Below are 17451 nucleotides of genomic sequence, written 5' to 3' on the forward strand. Positions count from 1 at the left end.
CCGACGGTGCTGCATCGGGCGAAGCGCGAGGGATGCCATGACAGGAGCAGCGGGATGACCCATTCAGCACAGCACGGACCGGCACGCGACCCCCGGGGCGCACTGCTTCGCCGTCGGCTCGCGGGCATGTCCTCCAGCCCTCGGTCCGAGATCCCGCGGGTCTCCCGGGACGGGCCGTTACCCCTCTCGTACGGCCAGCAGCAGATGTGGTTCATCAACCGGCTGGATCCGGGCAGCACCGAGTACAACGTGCCGTTGTGCCTGCGGCTACGCGGCGCTCTGGACACCCCTGCTCTCCAGCGCGCGTGGGCCTGGACGGTCGCCCGCCACGAGGTTCTCCGCACGCGGTACACCGTGGTCGACGGCGCCCCGACGCAGGTCGTCGACCCGCCCGACGACGTCGGCCTCGCGCTCGACGATCTTCGCGGGCTGCCACCGGGCGAGCGGCGTGAGCGCGTCGACGCGCTCCTGGCGGGGGAGGTGGCCGTCGCGTTCGACCTCGAGGTCGAATGGCCGGTCCGCGCGCGCCTCCTTCGCCTGACCGACGACGAGTACGTGCTGAGCATCGTCTTCCACCACATCTGCTGGGATGCCTGGTCACTCGGCGTGCTGGGCGCCGACCTGAATGCGGCGTACCGGGCGCTGACCGAGGGCGGCCCGATGCCGCCGGAGCTACCCGTCCAGTACGCGGACTACGCGGCGTGGCAACACACCGAGATGTCCGGGCCGGTCCTGGAACGGCACCTCCACTACTGGCGAGCCCAACTCGACGGCAACCTACCCGTCGACCTGCCCGCCGACCGACCCCGCCCGGCCGTCCGCAGCCACACGGGCGCCGCGGCACCCTTCGTCGTGCCGGCGGGCCTCGCCAGGCGGCTGGACGACATCGGTCAGCGACTCGGCACGACGCCGTTCGTCGTCATGCTCACCGCCTTCGCCGTCCTCGTGGCCCGATACACCGGCCGCAGCGACGTCGCGATCGGAACCGTGGTGTCGGATCGCAACCGGCCGGAGCTCGAGAACCTCATCGGCTACGGGATCAACACCCTCGTCATGCGGGCCGTGTGGGACGGTTCGATGTCGTTCGAGAACCTGATCCAGCGGATGCGGACCACCGTCCTCGACGCGTACGACCACCAAGCCGTGCCGTTCGCCCGACTGGTCGACGAGTTGGCGGCCGACCGCGATCTGGCCCGTACGCCGCTGTTCCAGGTGGCGTACACCAGTCACACCTCTCCCGACCGGCTGGTCCGGCTGCCCGGCATCCGGATGGAGCAGTACGGCGACGGCGAAGCGGTCGCCAAGTGGGACCTGGAACTGCAGACCTGCCAGGCCGAGGACGGCTCGGTCCACAGCCGCCTCGTGTATCCCACCGCGCTCTTCGACGACGCGACGATGGCCCGGATGGCGCGGCATCTCCTACGCCTGCTGGAGAGGGTGGCCGACGACCCGGCTGCTCCCGCGGCCGGCCACGACCTGCTGGACGAGGCCGAGCGGGCCCTCGTACTCGGTGTCGCGGTCGATTCCGGCCCGAGCGACGGTGACGGGAACCGCGTCGGCGGCGTGGCGGTCGACCCGCGGTGTGTGCCCGAGGTGTTCGAGGACCAGGCGGCGGCGACCCCGGATGCGGTCGCCGTGCGATGCGGCGACTCGGAGCTCTCCTACGCGGAGGTCAACGTCCGGGCCAACCGGGTGGCCCATCTGCTGCGGGCCCGGGGTGTGGGCGCCGAGTCCCTGGTCGCCGTGCTCCTGGACCGCGGTGTCGACTTGGTGCCCGTGCTGCTCGGCGTGCTGAAGGCCGGGGCGGGCTACCTACCACTGGACCCCGCGAACCCGACGCGCCGATTGCGCCACGCCATCGCCGACTCCGGGGCCGCGCTTGTCGTGACGTGCGTGGACCTGCGGGAGACGGCCAGGCTGTGCCACGACGGCGCCCTGATCGTGCTCGACGCCGCGCGGGAAGCGGAAACGCTCGCCGCTCAGCCGGTGGACAACCCTGCGTCGGTGGTGACACCCGACGGCGTCATGTACGTCATCTACACGTCGGGATCGACCGGGCAGCCCAAAGGCGTGTGCGTGACCCACGCCAATGTCGATCGCCTGCTCCGGACGGCGCGTGAGCATCTCGCGTACGGGCCAGCCGATGTCTGGACGTTGTTCCACTCGTACGCCTTCGACGTGTCGGTGTTCGAGATGTGGGGCGCACTACTCAGCGGCGGCACGTTGGTCGTCGTGCCTCAGGGCGTGACACGTTCCCCGGACGACCTGCTGGACCTGTTGGTCGACCGGCGGGTGACAGTGCTCAGCCAGACGCCGTCAGCGTTCCGCGCCCTGGTCGCGGCCGCCGAGACCGGCGACCCACGAGTCGACCGGCTGAGTCTGCGGGTGATCGTCTTCGCCGGCGAGAAGCTGGACGTGCCGTCGCTGCGGCCGTGGGCCGCGCGAGTCGGCCTGAACCGGACCGCGCTGATCAACATGTACGGCATCACCGAGACGACCGTGCACGCGACGTACCACCGCGTCACCCCGGCCGACTTCGATCCGGTGGTCGGCAGCCCGATCGGTCGGCCCCTCGCCGACCTGACGATCCGGCTCCTGGACGACGAAGGCCGCCCGGTGCCGATCGGCGTGCCGGGCGAGATCTACGTCGGTGGGCCGGGTCTCGCCCGCGGCTACCTGCGCCGGCCGGGCCTCACGGCAGCGCGTTTCCTGCCCGATCCGTTCGGCGCCCCGGGCAGCAGGCGGTACCGCAGCGGTGACCTCGCCCGCCGGCTCCCCGACGGCCAGTTGCGGTTCCTGCGCCGCGCCGACGACCAGGCCAAGATCCGCGGATACCGGGTCGAGCCGGGCGAGATCCGCGCCGTTCTGCTGGCGCACCCGGCCGTCCGGGACGCGGCGGTGATCGTCGACGAGGTGTCGCCCGGCGAGCACCGCCTGATCGCGTACGTGGTCCCGGCGGTTCCGGACCTGGCCGAGGGGGACCTGGGGGCGCACTGCGGGAGCCTCCTGCCCCCGTACATGGTCCCGGCGGCGATCGTGCCCTTGCCGGCGATCCCACTCACCGCCAATGGGAAGCTGGACCGCGGCAAGCTTCCGGTACCCGACCGGTCGGCGCTGGTGGGCACGGTTCGCTACCTGGCGCCGCGGTCGTCCGCCGAGGAACGGATGGCGGAGGTCTGGCGCGCGGTGCTGCGGGTGGACCGGGTCGGCGTGCTGGACAGCTTCTTCGACCTCGGTGGCGACTCCATCCGCGCGGTCGCCCTGGTGGGACAGCTACGTACGGCGGGCTTCGACGTGTCGGTGCGTGACGTCTTCGAGCGCCGTACGGTGGCGCGGTTGTGCGAGCTGGCCGACGCGCGGCCCGCGGCCGAGGGCGCGATCGTCGCGGTCGAGCCGTTCGCGCTGATCACCCCGGCGGACCGGAGGCGCCTGCCGGCTGATCTGGTCGACGCGTACCCGATGGGCCAGACTCAGCTGGGCATGGTCGCCGACATGCTGGCCCACCGGCGGCTCAGCAACTACCACAACGTCGCGTCCATCCGGATCCGTGACGGGTGGCCGTTGTCGGCGGACGCGCTGCGGGCGGCGGCCCAGATCCTCGTCGGGCGGCACGAGGTTCTGCGGACCTCGTTCGACCTGCACTCCTGCTCCGTACCGATGCAGCTGGTACACGCCGACGCCGACCTTCCGGTCCGTATTCGCGACCTGCGCGGGCTGGACGCCGCCGGCATCCATCGACAGATGGAGCAGTTCCACGCCGATGAGCGGACGTGTCCGTTCGACCTCGCGTGTCCGCCGATGATGCGACTTACCGCCCACGTCACCGACGACGGTTGGTGGCTGTCCATCACGGAGTTCCACGCGATCGTCGAGGGCTGGAGCTACCACTCGCTCATCCGGGAGCTGTTCGACTGCTACGAGGCGATTCGAGCGGGACGCCAGCCGGCGTCGGAACCGGTCCCCGCGGTCCGGTACGCGGATGTCGTCGCGAGCGAGCTGCGGGCGCTGTCGTCACCTGAGGACCGCGCCTACTGGCGCCGCGTCGTGGAATCCGTCGAGCCGTTCTCGCTGCCGTCCGGGTGGGGTGGGACGGGCCCTTCGGAAAGCTATTGGGTGCACGTGCCCTTCGGTGACCTGGAGCCCGGACTGCGGAGGCTCGCCGCGGCGGCGGGCGCGTCGCTCAAGAGCGTCGTCGTCGCCGCCTACGGAGCGGTGCTGGGCAGGCTCACCTACCGCAACGAGTTCAGCGCCGGTCTGGTGACACACACCCGACCGGAGGCGGCCGGCGCGGAGCGGGTCTACGGCATGCACCTGAACACGGTGCCGTTCGTGTTCGAGCGGGGGCGGTGGACGTGGCGGGAGCTGGTCGCGGCGGTGTTCGCGCAGGAGGTGGCGATGTGGCCGCACCGGCACTTCCCGATGCCGCAGATGCAACGCCTGGCGGGCGGCCGGCGCATCGTCAACGTGCTGCTGAATTTCGTCAACTTCGACGACCTCGAGCCGGACAGCCCGGCCCTGGACCTTGCATCGACCATGACGCCGGGCACGACGGAGTTCGACCTGGCGGTGACCACGGTCGGTAGGCGCATCTCGCTCAAGAGCCATACGCGGGTGTTGGGTCGGGGGCGGGCGGAGCGGTTGGCGGCGATGTATCGCGGTGTGTTGGAGGCGATGGCGGCTGATCCGGATGGTGATGCGTCGGGGGTGTTTCTGTCGCCGGAGGACGGTGTGGTGGTTGGGGGGTTGAACCGGGGGGTTGGGGAGTTGGTGGGTGTGTCGGTGGGGGAGGCGTTTGGGGCTCAGGTGGCGGCGCGGCCTGATGCGGTGGCGGTGGTGGCGGGGGCGGCGGTGGTGTCGTATGCGGAGTTGGACCGGTATGCCGATCGGGTGGCGTGTCGGTTGCGGTCGCTCGGGGTGGGGCCGGAGTCGGTGGTGGGGGTGCATCTGGAGCGGGGTGTGGGGTTGGTGGCGGGCTTGTTGGGGGTGTGGAAGGCCGGTGGTGCGTATCTGCCGATCGACAAGTCCATGCCGTCGGAGCGGGTGGGGTATCTGGTGGCTGACGCGGGTGTGGGTGTCGTGGTGGACGAGGCGTTTCTGGAGGGTCTGCCCAGTGGTGGGGGTGAGCGGGGTCGGTGGGGTTGGTCTGCTCCGGATCCGGATCAGTTGGCGTATGTGGTCTACACCTCCGGTTCGACGGGTCGGCCGAAGGGCGTCGGGGTGACCCACCGCAGCCTCGCCAACCGGGTCGACTGGAGCGTCCGCCGCCACCGGATGTCGGCGCAGGACCGCACGCTGCAGAAGACGTCGATCGGGTTCGACGCGGCGGGCTGGGAGGTGTTCGCGCCGCTGGCGAGCGGCGGGACCGTGGTGGCGGCGCCGGCCGGTGTGGAGCGCGATCCGGCCGCGCTGGTGCGTGCGGTCGCCGAGCACGGCGTGACCGTCCTTCAGGTCGTGCCCTCCGTCCTCCGCCTGCTCGTACAGACGCCCGGGTGGCGGGACTGCGGCGCGCTGCGCGTGTTGACGGTCGCGGGCGAGCAGCTCGAATCGGAGCTGTGCCAACGCTTCCTGGACCTACGGCAGGCAGAGGTGTGGAACACCTACGGCCCGACCGAGTGCACCATCGACGTGACGGCGTACCACTACGCGCCGGACCGACTCGCCGGGCCGGTGCCGATCGGCCGCCCGTTGCCGAATGTCACCGCGTACGTGGTGGATGCCGCGATGCAACCGGTGCCGGTCGGTGTGGTCGGTGAGCTGTACGTCGGTGGGGTGGCGGTCGCCCGGGGCTATCTCAACCGGCCCGGCCTGACCGCCGGGCGGTTCGTGCCGGACCCGTTCGGGCCGCCCGGGTCGCGGCTGTACCGCACCGGGGACCTCGTCAGCCTCAGCGACGACGGCGCGTTGACGTTCCGAGGCCGTGTCGACGATCAGCTCAAGATCAACGGAGTGCGGATCGAGCCGGGCGAGGTCGCCGCCGCCGTGCGGCAGCTGCCCTCGATCGCGGCGGCGGCCGTGGTCCCGTGGCGGACCGGCGACGGCGAGGTGCGGCTCGCGGCTTACGTCGTGCCCGAGGACGCCGGGCAGTTGGACCAACGGGCGCTGCGACGGGGGCTCGCGCGGACGCTCGCGGATGCGATGCTGCCGGCCGTGTTCGTGCCGCTCGACCGACTCCCGCTCACCGCGCACGGCAAGCTCGACCGCCGTGCGCTACCGGAGCCCGAGTTGACCAGCCCGCACGCGCGCGTCCCCCCGTCGACCCCGACCGAGCGCGCACTGGCCCAGGTCTGGTCGGCGGTGCTCGGACGCGAGCGGGTCGGCGTGCACGACACGCTTCTGGACGGCGGCGCCAACTCCTTGACGATCATCAGGGTGATCGCCGCGGCTCGGCGGCGCCGGATTCCCCTGACCCTGCGGATGTTCTACGAGAACGACACCCTGGCCGATCTCGCCGCGGCGGTCGACGCGCTGCCTGCGGACGCACAACCGGCCGAAGAACCGCCTACCGAAGACAGGAGCATGACGACGGACGGACGGTCGACGGGCCCGGCCGAGGCGGCCGGCGCCGCTCTGATCGAACCGGGGGCTCTGATCGAGGTGATGGCCCGCCACCACGTGCCCGGAGTGAGCGTGGCGTTGCTTCGAGGCGGCGAAGTGGTGCATGCGCAGGGCTACGGGGTGACCGCGGCGGACCGGCCGGAACCAGTCACCACCCGGACGCCGTTCCAGGTGGCGTCGATCAGCAAGCACGTCACGATGCTCGGGGTGTTGCGGCTGGTCGCGGACGGCGTGCTGAACCTGGACGCGGACATCAACGGGTACCTGACGTCGTGGCGGGTGCCCGGGGACGCGGTCATCACCCTGCGGGAGTTGGTCAGCCACCAGTCGGGCCTGAGCCACGTCCCGGCGACCAACCACCTGCCGGGCGAGACGATGCCCACCGTCGTGGAGATCCTCAACGGGTGCCCGCCGGCCCGCAACGAGCCGGTTCACGCCCAGCACCGGGCCGGAGACGTATTCAAGAAGACCAATATCAACTACTCGGTCCTGGAACAGCTCCTCGTCGACGTGACCGGCGAGCCCTTCGACGCGCTGATCCAGCGGCTCGTCCTCGACCCGTTGGAGATGACGGACAGCAGCTTCGACCAGGACCACCCGCAGCGGTCGACGATTCCCGCGGCGATCGGTCACGATGCGTACGGCGATCCGATCGCGGGCCGGTGGAGAGTGCGCAACGAGGTCGCGGCCGGCGGGCTCTGGGCGAGCGTCCGGGACCTCACCAAGGTGGCCCTCGCGGTGCGCCGCTCCTACCAGGGCCAGCCGGGTGCGTTGCTCACCCGACCGCTCGCCCAGCAGATGGTCACGGTCTGGCACCCGGGGAGCTTCTACGGACTCGGTACCGTCGTCGATCCGAGCGACGGTGACGTGGAGTACGGCCACGGGGGGAGGACGGTCGGTTTCCGCTGCATGACGGTCACCCGGGTGGTCAGCGGTGACGGACTGATCGTCCTGGCGAACGGCGAGAACGGAAAGCGGGCCCACCTGGCGTTGGTCGAGGCCCTGCGCCGTGCCGACGCGTCAGCCGCCGCGTCACCGTTCGGCAGGTCGTGGGCGGAGACCCCGGACGAGCCGGTCGAGGCGCCGGGGCGGCCGGCGCATGCCGGTGGGCTGCGGTGAGCGGCGCGGCGCGACCGGCCGACGCGGCCGGCGGGGACGCGTTCGCCGCGGTTCGTCGGGTGGTCGGGCAGCGGCCGGACGACGAGGCGACGGCGGTGGTCGTCCGGTTGACCGGTCCGGACGGTCGCTGGCAGTGCGCGTCCGGCGTGGCCGATCTCGCCACCGGCGCGGCCGTCCGGGACGACCAGCGGTTCCGGATCGGGGGCGTTACGAAGACCTTCATGGCGGCGACTGTGTTGAGCCTCGCCGCCGAGGGTCGCCTCGGCCTCGACGATCCGGTGCGCGACCATCTGCCGGACCTGCTCCCGGGCGCGGTCACGGTGCGCCGGCTCCTCGACCACACGAGCGGTCTCGCGGACGAGAGCGATGTCCGCTACAACGACACCGAGTGGTTTCTGGCGCACCGGTTCGACACGTTCACCCCGGCCGACCTGATCGCCCGGTCGCTGCGGCGACCGCTGCTGTTCGAGCCCGGCACCGCGCAACAGATCACCCGGGCGAACTACGTCATCGCCGGGATGCTCGTCGAGCGGGTCACCGGCCACCCCTATGCGGACGAGGTCGAGGCCCGGGTCCTGCGGCCCCTCGGCCTCACGGCCACCTCCCTCCCGGGGATCGACCCAACGATGCCGGAGCCCCACGTCCGCGGGTACGACCACGGCGTCGACGTCACCGAGCACAGCCCGTCGATCCACGGGGCGGCCGGGGAGATGATCTCAACCGTGGCGGACCTGGACCGGTTCCTCGCGGCGTTGTTCGCCGGTGAGGTCCTGTCCCGGCCCTGGCTGGCGGAGATGCTCCGGGTGCAGCCGGTGCCGTACGCCCGGGGTGGCCCGGCGTTCTGCGGCGCCGGGCTGGACCGGGCCGAACTGCCGAATGGTCTGACCGTCTGGGGCATGGCTGGGATCGTGCACGGCTGCCTCAGCGGCATCGTGGCGACCCCGGACGGGCGGAGCCGGTTCGTCTATCTGGTTGCCCCCACCAGCCGTGGCGGGCTACGCGTCCCTCCCCTCGTCCAACTGCTGGTCACCACCGCGTTCGCCCTCTTCCCGCCGCCGTCTCCCGGGGGAGCCGGATGCGAGTAGAACCTTCCCGCGTCGTGCTGGCGCCGGTGTCGATCACCCCGACCAAACCGTTGACCCCTACCCATGTGAAGGGCCTTCTCTGGCTCGACGTGGCTTACCGCGCGACCCAGCGAGTGAGGTCCGTCGACTACCTGTGGAATCAGCGGAGCGCCACCCTGACCGCGCAGACCGTGGCGTTCTGGGCCTACCTGGACCGCGTCGCCGCGGGGCGTCAGTGGTCGGCGGTGACCGGGAACGAGATAGGTGAGCTGTACGTCCGGTCGCACGCGGAGGGAAGCCGTCCGAGCCGCGCCGTCCTGGCCCCGTACCTGGAGCGGGTGGACGCCGAGGGTTGGATCCACCCGGCCAGTGTGCGGCTGCTCGAACTGTGGCGAGACGAACTGCGGCTACTGGGCGTCGGGGACCCGGGGCTGACCGCGGACCGCCCGATGGCGCTGTCCACGGACGAGACCCTCGACATCCTCGCCGAGCGGGACCTCCTGGTCGACCATCGCCGATTCGGCGGACCGGTCCTGCTGGACGGTCCTCGGTGGGGGCTTCCACTGCGTCAGCTTGTCGGCCCGGACGGGCACCCCAATTACCTGGTCCCGATCCTGCGGGACCTGATACCCCGGGCGCGACACGCCGAGCGGGTCGTACTGGTGCACGACACCGAGCTGACCCAGGACTACACGACGCTGGACCGGGTGCTGGGAACCCTCGGGGCGACCGTGTCCCGGCTGGCCCTCGGCCGGGTGCCGATCGGCGGGGCGATCCGCTCCAGCCGGCACGGCGACTGGGCGGGCGTCACCCTCGACCACATCTCGCGCGCCTGCCTGGAGCACGTGGAGCTGCCGGTCTACCAACTCGGCATGCGGATCTACTTCATCGCGGTGCTCCAGCGCGGCTCGCGTCGCTCGATGGAACCCGAACTGCTGCGGCGTTGCCTGTGGAAAGCCCGGCGGATCCTGTCGAGGGTCGAGCAGGGCGGCGACACCGGTGCCACCGCCGGCGCCGCGCTGCTGACGAAGCTCTGCGACGACCGGGGCTACGTCGACCCGTACGGGCTGACCTGCCGTCTGCTCAGCAGGCGGCGCAGGACATCCGCCGGGCCACTCCTACGACAGGTCTACCTGTGACCGGGACGACGGAGGAGCAGCGTCTGCTGCGTACCTGGCTGGTCGCCCACTACCACCGTGTGACGGGTGCCGGGGCACCCGGCCGGCCGTCGCCGTCGCCGCCCGAGCGCTCGACCCTGCGCGCCGTGGCCGTGCTCCGTGACCTTGACCTGACGGCGCTCCTGCACGGCACGCTCGCCTTCGCCGTCGCGGTTCCGGACGAGCTGGCCGGCCCCTGGTACGGCGCCTTCACCCGAACCCTCTTCCTCGCCGGCAACCCGGCGAGCCTGGTCCACCGGGTGCGGTTTCTCCACCGCACCGAGGACGCCATGATGGCCTGGACCGCGCCGGTACACCCGGAGCGGGACCCGGCCCGGCAGCTCAGCCGGATGCTCAAGCTGTTTCACGGGCCCGTCGTGTGGCCCGGCGAGCGCCGGCGGATCACGCTCCAGGTGCCCGGTGCTGGCCGGGACGGCCGGTCGGCCCTGCTCCGGGTCGCCACGGCCAGGGTCAGCGCGGCGGAGTACCTCATCCATCTCAACCACGTGCTGTGTGAGTCGGTGCTGTCCGGGCTGCTGCGCCCGGGAGACCGGCTGGCGATCGACCACCCGGCCGAGCTTGATCCGCGCGACGTCGACGTCGCGCTGGGCCCCGCGCCTCGCGCCCCGGCCCACTTCCGCATCGCGCAGGACCCGCACCGTCCCGGAGCCCTGCGACTGTACGCACATCTGGCCGTGACGGAACAGACGGGGGAGTGACCATGAACCAGCAGGACCACGCCGTCCGGCTGGCGCGACGCATCCGAGACGAGAAGCAGCGCCTGCTCGCGACGCTCGACGATCCTCGCCGGACGCAGGAACTCGTGCTAGCCGACGTCCTCACGCGCAACGGCGACACGGCCTTCGGCACCGAGCACGGCCTGTCTGCGGTCGCCGGCGTGGACGACTACCGTCGCGCCGTGCCGATCCGCACCCACGAGGCGCTGATGCCGTGGATCGAACGGAGCATCGCGGGCGAGCGCCGGGTCCTGACCGCGGACCAGCCGGTGGCGTACTTCTCGTCCAGCGGCACGACCGGCCGGGAGAAGTTCATCCCGGTCACCCCCACCTACCTGCGTACCACGTTTCTCGCCTTCTACTACGCCGGGTTCGCCGGTGTGCTCGATCGTCACCCGGAGTTGATCGGCGCCGAGGAGAAGGTGCTCAACCTCTGGCAGGATCCGACCACCCGGATCAGCCAGACCTTCGGCGGGCAGCCACACATCGGGCTCAGTCAACTCGACTACCGCACGTACGGTGAGCCGTTGGCGACCGGACCCGGCACCGGCGGTGGGTGGACCGAGGTGCTCGACTCCTATCCGGACGGCGGACCGTGGGAGCGGGCATACCTGCGGCTGCGACTTGCCGTCGAGCGTGACGTCAGGTGGATCATCGCGGTCAACCCGGCGATCGTGGCCGCGCTGCCCTACCAGCTCGCCCAGTGGTGGCCCCGCATGGCGGCGGAGCTGCACGCCGGGACGCTGGGCGGACGACCGTACGGCGAGCCGAACCCGGCCCGGGCACTGGAGCTACGGCAGGTCGCCGAACGGCGCGGCACCCTGCGTCCGGTCGACCTGTGGCCCAACCTCCGGGTGATCCTGTCCTGGAACACGGCCCTCGCCTCGCTCTACCTTCCCCCGCTGCGGGAGGCGTTCGGCGCCGACACCATCGTGCTGTCACCGCCGATCGCCTCCTGCGAGGGACCGGTGGCCATCCCCCTGGGGGCTGACCCCGCCTCGGGACCGTTGTTCCTGCCGGGCTGCTTCTACGAGTTCGTGCCGGCCGACCGGGACATCGAGCCGAACGGCGACACCCTGCTCGCCGACGAACTGGAGGAGGGCCGCGACTACCACATCGTCCTCACCCACGTCGGTGGCCTGTACCGGTGCGCCACGCTGGACATCGTCCGCGTGGTCGGCTTCGCCGGGCGTACCCCGGAAGTGGCCTACGCCGGTCGCGGCACCATCAGTTCCGGCTCCGGCGAGCGGCTCCGGGAGCCCGACCTGATACGCGCCCTCGGTGCGGCCCTGACCGAGGTTGGCCTGGAGATCCGGAACGCCACGGCCCGACGGACGGGCTGGTCCCCCGCCCGCTACGAGGTGGCGCTGGCCCTGGTCGCCACCCCGCCGAGCGACGTGGTCGCGGCGCTCGCCGAGGCTCTGGAGCGACGGCTGGCTGAGCAGTCGCCGGGCTACCGGCGGGCCCGAGCCTCCGGTGGGCTCGGAGCGGTCCGGCTGACGGTGACGCACCCGGACGCGTTCCTTGTCGAATGGGAGCGCCGGGTCAGGGCCGGCGAACGGCCGCCGCGGGTCAAGGACCGGGTCTTCCAACCGGATCCGAACGTCTGGGACCGGATCACCACCAACGCGCCGACGATCGTCGGGAGCCAGCGGTGAGCGCCATTCCCGGCCGCGGCCGATACACCGAGTCGGCCCGCATCGAACGGCTGGAATGGCTACGCCGTCGCAGCCGGATGCCGCTGGCCTCGCTCGGCGCCGACAGTATCCTCGCGGCGGAACAACTGACCGGCAACATCGAGAACTTCATCGGCACCGTGGCACTCCCCGTGGGCCTGGCCGGTCCCCTGCTCTTCACCGGCGGTGAGGTCCACGGTTCGGTGGTCGCACCGCTGGTCACCACCGAGGGTGCCCTGGTGGCCTCGGTGTCGCGCGGTGCCCGGGCGATCACCCGCGGCGGCGGCGTGGCCACCCGGACGTTGGGCCAGCGGATGACCCGGGCGCCCGCCTACGAGTTCAGCGACCTCGCCGCCGCCGCCGCGTTCGTCGACTGGCTCGGCACCGTCCGGCCCGGCATGGAAGGGCAGGTACGGGAGGTCTCCCGGCATACCACGCTGGTCTCCGTCGAGCCGTTCCAGATCGGGCGGTACGTGCACCTGCTTCTCGGCTACGAGACGGCGGACGCGGCAGGACAGAACATGACGACCGTCGCGACCTGGCGGATCTGCCAGTGGCTCGACGAGGCCCTCGTCGGGCGGCCCGAGATCACGCCCGTCCGCTACTTCGTCGAGGGCAACCTCAGCGGGGACAAGAAGGTGAGCCATCTGTCAATGACGGGCGGTCGTGGTACCCGGGTGACGGCCGAGTGCCATCTCGACCGCGCGACGGTGGAGGCCACGCTCAAGACCACACCCGAGTCGCTCATGGCCCTCTATCACTGCTCGGTACTGGCCAGCCAGCAGGCCGGAATGGTGGGGCACAACATCAACGTCTCGAACGTCATCTCGGCGATGTTCATCGCCACCGGACAGGACGTGGCGTGCGTACACGAATCGGGCGCCGGGATCTTCTCGCTGGAGCCGACCGACGGCGGGCTGCTCGCCACCCTGCTGTTACCGAACCTTGTGCTGGGCACAGTGGGCGGTGGTACCGGGCTACCGCAGCAGCGGGATCTGCTCGCGGTGCTCGGCTGTGCGGGGGAGGGGACCGGGCGGCGGCTGGCCGAGATCATCTGTGGGTTCGCCCTGGCGTTGGACGTCTCGACGTGTGCGGCCGTCAGCGGCGGGCAGTTCGCCGACGCCCACCAGCGGCTCGGTCGGGCCCGTCGGGTGAACTGGCTGACCCGGGAGGAACTGCAGACGGTGATCGCGCCGCGGTTGTTGAGGGGGACGATCCCGTCCGACGAGGTGACGGTGACCGCCGCCCCGGCCGAGGAGTTCGGCGGCTCGGGCATTCTCAGCGACCTCGCGGCCCGCGGTGAGCGGCGAAAGTTCACCGGTCTGCATCCGTTGCGCGTCGACTGTGTCGGCCTCGACGGCCAGCGGCAACGGCTCGGTGTCGTCGCCAAGATCAAGGCGCTGGACGACGAGGTGCTGGTCGAGATCGGCAAGATCGCCTCGTTGGGGGGTCAGCGTCTCGGGGCCGCCTGGCGGCGTCATGGTCGTGCGGTCGGTGGCTTCTCGGGTGCGCACCGGCGGGAACTGGCCATCTACCGCAGCCAGCATCCGTCCCTGGTCGATGTGCTTCCGCGGTGTTACGGATGGCACGACGACCCGGATCGGGAGGCGTACGTCCTGCTGTTGGAGGATCTGCGGGAAAGTGCGGTGCTCCTCGATCCGGCGGACGGCATCAGGGGGTGGACATCGGCGCATGTCGGCGCCGCCATTGCCGGGATCGCCGGCGTGCACAGCGGGTGGCTCGAGCGTCGGGAGGATGCGGCGGCACTCGGGGTGAGCGACGGGCTGCCGGGCCTGGCAGCCGCCGGCGAACTGTGGACGGCCTTGATCGACCACAACACCGCGACCTATCCGGACCTGCTGAAGGCCGGTTCGTCCGGTCTGGACCTGGCTGCGCTGGCCCGCTGGCTCGTGGAGCGGATCGCCAGCTGGACCGCCGAGTTGGCGGCGATGCCGAGGACACTGGTGCACCACGACTTCAACCCCCGCAACATCGCATTCCGGCCGAACGGTCGCCTGCCCATCGTGTACGACTGGGAGTTGGCTACCTGGCACGTGCCGCAGCGCGACCTGGCCGAGTTGCTGACCTTCGTGCTGACTCCCGAGGCATCGCCGGACGAGGTGGAGTCCTATCTGGTCATGCATTGGGAGCGACTCGGCGGCCCGGCGTGCGGCGCGGACCTCACGCTGTGGCGGCGCGGCTACCAGTTGGCTCTGTGGGATCTGCTGCTGAGCCGGTTGCAGCTGTACCTGCTGGCACACGAGCATCGGGAGTACCCGTTCCTGGAACGCGTCGTGGGTACCACTCGCCGGCTGTGCGAGATCGAGGCGCAGGTGGGACGGGTGGGGGTCGGCCATGGCTGACCGGGCGCCGTACCGGGTGGCGCTGGTCGGCATCGACGGCAGCGGCAAGACTGCCGTCGCCCAGGGCTTGGCCGCGCGTGCGGCCGGCTCCGGGCACCGGGGCGACCTGGCGGTCCTGCACGCGGTTCGACCGCACGAGAACGGTGAAGGGCCCGCGCGGCAGCTGTCCCGGCATCTGCATCGCGTGTCGCTGGTCGCCGATCAACTCGGTAGCCCGGAGCTGAAGATCGGGACCTACTATTTGCAGCTGCGTACGTACTCCTCGGTCGAGCGGCATGTCCGCGACCGACGCCAGCCTCGGGTGATCCTGGCCGAGCGGCATCCGCTCATCGACACCATGGTGTACCTGCCCCTCTACGGACGGATGGCCGCAGCACGGCCGTCGGACGCCATCTCGCCGGACGAGTTCGCGCGGCAGGCGGCGACCGTCGGTCCGCTGGCCATGCGAGCGGTCCTGGACTGGGCGGAGCGGGTGGGTGCTGGGCGGGATCTCTGGCTGCTCGGGCGCCGCCTGCTGGCGTTGCACGACCTGCCGCCGGAACTGCTGCTCAAGGAGTTCCGGAAGCTGATGCGCACCGAGCTGCCACACAAGATCATCCTGCTTGACATCGGGGTGGAGCAGGCGCTTGCCCGGATCGCCGGTCGGCGACAGGGCGCGGAGATGCACGAGACCGGCGCGCGTCTGGCGGCGGTGCGAGACCGTTACGACCTGGTCCTGGGCTGGCTCGCCGACGCCCGCGGGGTGCCGGTGCTGCGGATCGGCAACAACGGCACCCCGGTGGCCAGGACAGTCGACGTGATCTACTCCGGTCTCACCGAGGGCCGGTGACGCAAGGGTCGGTGACGTCCCGGGAGGATGCTCACCGGGACGATCTCGGCAGCGGCGAAAAGCCCGTCTGCGTCACCGTCGGGCGACCACGATGCCCGCGGGCGCCGGTCCGGTCGGAACTCGGTGTTCCGCAGTCGGTCACGGAGTTCCTCGACGGTCCTGAACGCGTCGCGGAAGGCTTCCGGCTCCTGGTCGAGCAGTTCTCAATAGCTCCGGACGGATTCGTCGCAGCCGGCGAGTGCGGTGGCGCGATCCACGCGAAAGGCCTGCCGGACATGGGCAGCGGTCCAGAGCGATCCCGCCAGTGCTTGCGGGTGCCGCCCGGCCCTGCCCAGCCAGCTAGCCATGGTGTTGATGGTCGCCGTCCTCATCCAGCGCATGGACCTGTCCAGCATGGCGGACGGGCTGGACACCCCGCTGTACAGCCTGCAGGCACCCGGCCTGGACGGCAAGCGCCCGCTGTCCACGTCGCTGCGCGAGGCCGCCACCGTGTCGCTCGAACACATCCGCTCGGTGCAGCCCACCGGGCCGTACCATCTGCTCGGGTGGTCCCTACGGCGGGTGCTTGCCCACGAGATCGCGGTGCAGTTGCAGGCCGTCGGTGAGACGGTCGGCGCGCTGATCATCCTGGACCAGTATCCCAAGGACCCGGGGATCCGGACGGTCATCGGGGACGAGCCCGCCCCCGACGAGGAGGCTCAGCTCGCCGCGCTCACCGAAGTCGTGCGCAAGGAGGCCGGTGCCGTGCTCGGCAACGCTCCCGACGAGGAGCTGCGCCGCTTCGCGGTCCTCCGGCGCAACAACTTCACCTGCATCAACGCCCACGAGTACGGTCGGTTCGACGGTGACGCGCTGCTCGTCGTCGCCGATCGGAGCATCCCGGAGCGCGCGCCGACGGCCGAGTTGTGGAAGCCGTACATCACCGGCGAGATCAGCGAGGTCCGACTGCCCTGCGGGCACGAGGACCTGAACACCCCGGCGATGCTGGGCCAGATGTGGGCAGTCGCCGCACCGTGGTTGGGTCGGAGCGGGGACGCGCCCAGCAGCTGACCTGCGGCCGGGGGTCGCCGCGGCACGCACACGGCGGCCCGGCCCCGCGCCTGATCGGGCGCAAGCGCAGCGGGCGTGGCACCATCACCTAGGCGCTGCCTGCTGCTGGTGTCCGACCTCATGCTGGTGGCAAACCTCTTGGTGGTCGCACAAACGGCAACGACGGCTGGTGCCCGGGCACCTGGGCCCGGGCACCAGCCGTCGTCTACGCGTTGACGCAGGGCACGCTGCGTGTCAGCCGTCCACCCAACCGTGGGACCGGCTGAATTCGATGAACTTCTTGCGTACCTCGATGATCTGGGAGCCGGTCAACGATGGCGCGCACTGCAGGAGCATTTCGGTCACGGCCCCGACGAACTCGGCGGACGCGAGAACGTCGCACATCTCTTCGTCGCCGTCCGTGCGGACCCGGGATCGGATCTCGTCTCCGTTGGTCGACGCGTGCGGCGTCTCGGTCGTTTCCAGAACCCGGACCGACCGGGCGCGCAGGCCGCGGTCGCCATCTATAACGTCGTACTCGATCGGCAGGCCGATCCGCACCAGCTGGCGTTGCTCGCCGAAGTCATTGGCATGAAAGAAGACGTCATCACCGCCGCCAGTCGGGGCGATGAACCCATAACCACGCACATCATCGAACCGGATGATCTTACCCACAGAAGACATCACACCACCACATATGCTCAAACGCCTGAACGCTCACCGACAAGGGTGCCATCCGGGGTTCACACAGTTGACCCGGTTGACAGTGAAGGACCTGCGGCGTCCTTCGGTGACGCCCTGTTCAATTCCCGTCCTTGAACATGCGTCCATTCCCACAAATTTCCGCACTCTTGCCCAGCGTCTCCGAGGGGCGGTCCCCACGCCATTGCCTGGGCTGTCGGGGCCTATTCCGTGGCCCCAG

General features: G+C 70.8%; 9 protein-coding genes. 8 read left to right on the plus strand and 1 reads right to left on the minus strand.

The window, feature by feature from the left end; all coding sequences use genetic code 11:
- The first annotated feature begins 126 nt into the window (after positions 1-126).
- From AC2CHG_RS04680 to AC2CHG_RS04715, 8 genes are all read left to right on the plus strand, one after another.
- Complete coding sequence (locus tag AC2CHG_RS04680; protein ID WP_484524207.1) at positions 127-7674, plus strand: non-ribosomal peptide synthetase; 7548 nt, start codon at positions 127-129, stop codon at positions 7672-7674.
- Positions 7671-8759, plus strand: coding sequence for a serine hydrolase domain-containing protein (locus tag AC2CHG_RS04685; protein ID WP_262014160.1), 1089 nt, complete (start codon positions 7671-7673; stop codon positions 8757-8759). The genes AC2CHG_RS04680 and AC2CHG_RS04685 overlap by 4 nt, the downstream gene beginning before the upstream one ends.
- A 113-nt stretch (positions 8760-8872) precedes the next feature.
- Positions 8873-9877: a hypothetical protein gene (locus tag AC2CHG_RS04690; protein WP_357209656.1), complete on the plus strand. Its 1005-nt coding sequence runs from the start codon at positions 8873-8875 to the stop codon at positions 9875-9877.
- Positions 9874-10614, plus strand: a complete 741-nt coding sequence (locus AC2CHG_RS04695) for a DUF6182 family protein (RefSeq protein ID WP_262014162.1) — start codon at positions 9874-9876, stop codon at positions 10612-10614. The genes AC2CHG_RS04690 and AC2CHG_RS04695 overlap by 4 nt, the downstream gene beginning before the upstream one ends.
- A 2-nt stretch (positions 10615-10616) precedes the next feature.
- A complete protein-coding gene (locus AC2CHG_RS04700; protein ID WP_484524208.1) occupies positions 10617-12290 on the plus strand; it encodes a GH3 auxin-responsive promoter family protein in 1674 nt (557 codons plus the stop codon).
- Positions 12287-14671, plus strand: a complete 2385-nt coding sequence (locus tag AC2CHG_RS04705) for a phosphotransferase (RefSeq protein WP_262014164.1) — start codon at positions 12287-12289, stop codon at positions 14669-14671. The genes AC2CHG_RS04700 and AC2CHG_RS04705 overlap by 4 nt, the downstream gene beginning before the upstream one ends.
- Positions 14664-15500: a hypothetical protein gene (locus AC2CHG_RS04710; RefSeq protein ID WP_262014165.1), complete on the plus strand. Its 837-nt coding sequence runs from the start codon at positions 14664-14666 to the stop codon at positions 15498-15500. Before AC2CHG_RS04705 ends, AC2CHG_RS04710 begins: the two co-directional genes overlap by 8 nt.
- A 345-nt stretch (positions 15501-15845) precedes the next feature.
- Positions 15846-16550 carry a thioesterase domain-containing protein gene (locus AC2CHG_RS04715; protein ID WP_262014166.1) on the plus strand — a complete coding sequence of 235 codons (705 nt, stop codon included), beginning with the start codon at positions 15846-15848 and terminating at the stop codon, positions 16548-16550.
- Between the two features lie 234 nt (positions 16551-16784).
- Here the strand turns inward: AC2CHG_RS04715 and AC2CHG_RS04720 are convergent, their stop codons facing one another.
- On the minus strand, positions 16785-17213 hold the full coding sequence (locus AC2CHG_RS04720) for a cold-shock protein (RefSeq protein WP_484524209.1): 429 nt from the start codon (positions 17211-17213) through the stop codon (positions 16785-16787).
- Between the last annotated feature and the right edge of the window lie 238 nt (positions 17214-17451).

It is taken from the genome of Micromonospora sp. ATLC20 (genome assembly GCF_057196585.1).

Excerpts from the sequence above, each read along its gene's own strand:
- AC2CHG_RS04680 (WP_484524207.1), top strand. The coding sequence starts at position 127 with ATGTCCTCCAGCCCTCGGTCCGAGATCCCGCGGGTCTCCCGGGACGGG.
- AC2CHG_RS04700 (WP_484524208.1), top strand. The coding sequence starts at position 10,617 with ATGAACCAGCAGGACCACGCCGTCCGGCTGGCGCGACGCATCCGAGAC.
- AC2CHG_RS04710 (WP_262014165.1), top strand. The coding sequence starts at position 14,664 with ATGGCTGACCGGGCGCCGTACCGGGTGGCGCTGGTCGGCATCGACGGC.
- AC2CHG_RS04715 (WP_262014166.1), top strand. The coding sequence starts at position 15,846 with ATGGTGTTGATGGTCGCCGTCCTCATCCAGCGCATGGACCTGTCCAGC.
- AC2CHG_RS04720 (WP_484524209.1), bottom strand. The coding sequence starts at position 17,213 with ATGTCTTCTGTGGGTAAGATCATCCGGTTCGATGATGTGCGTGGTTAT.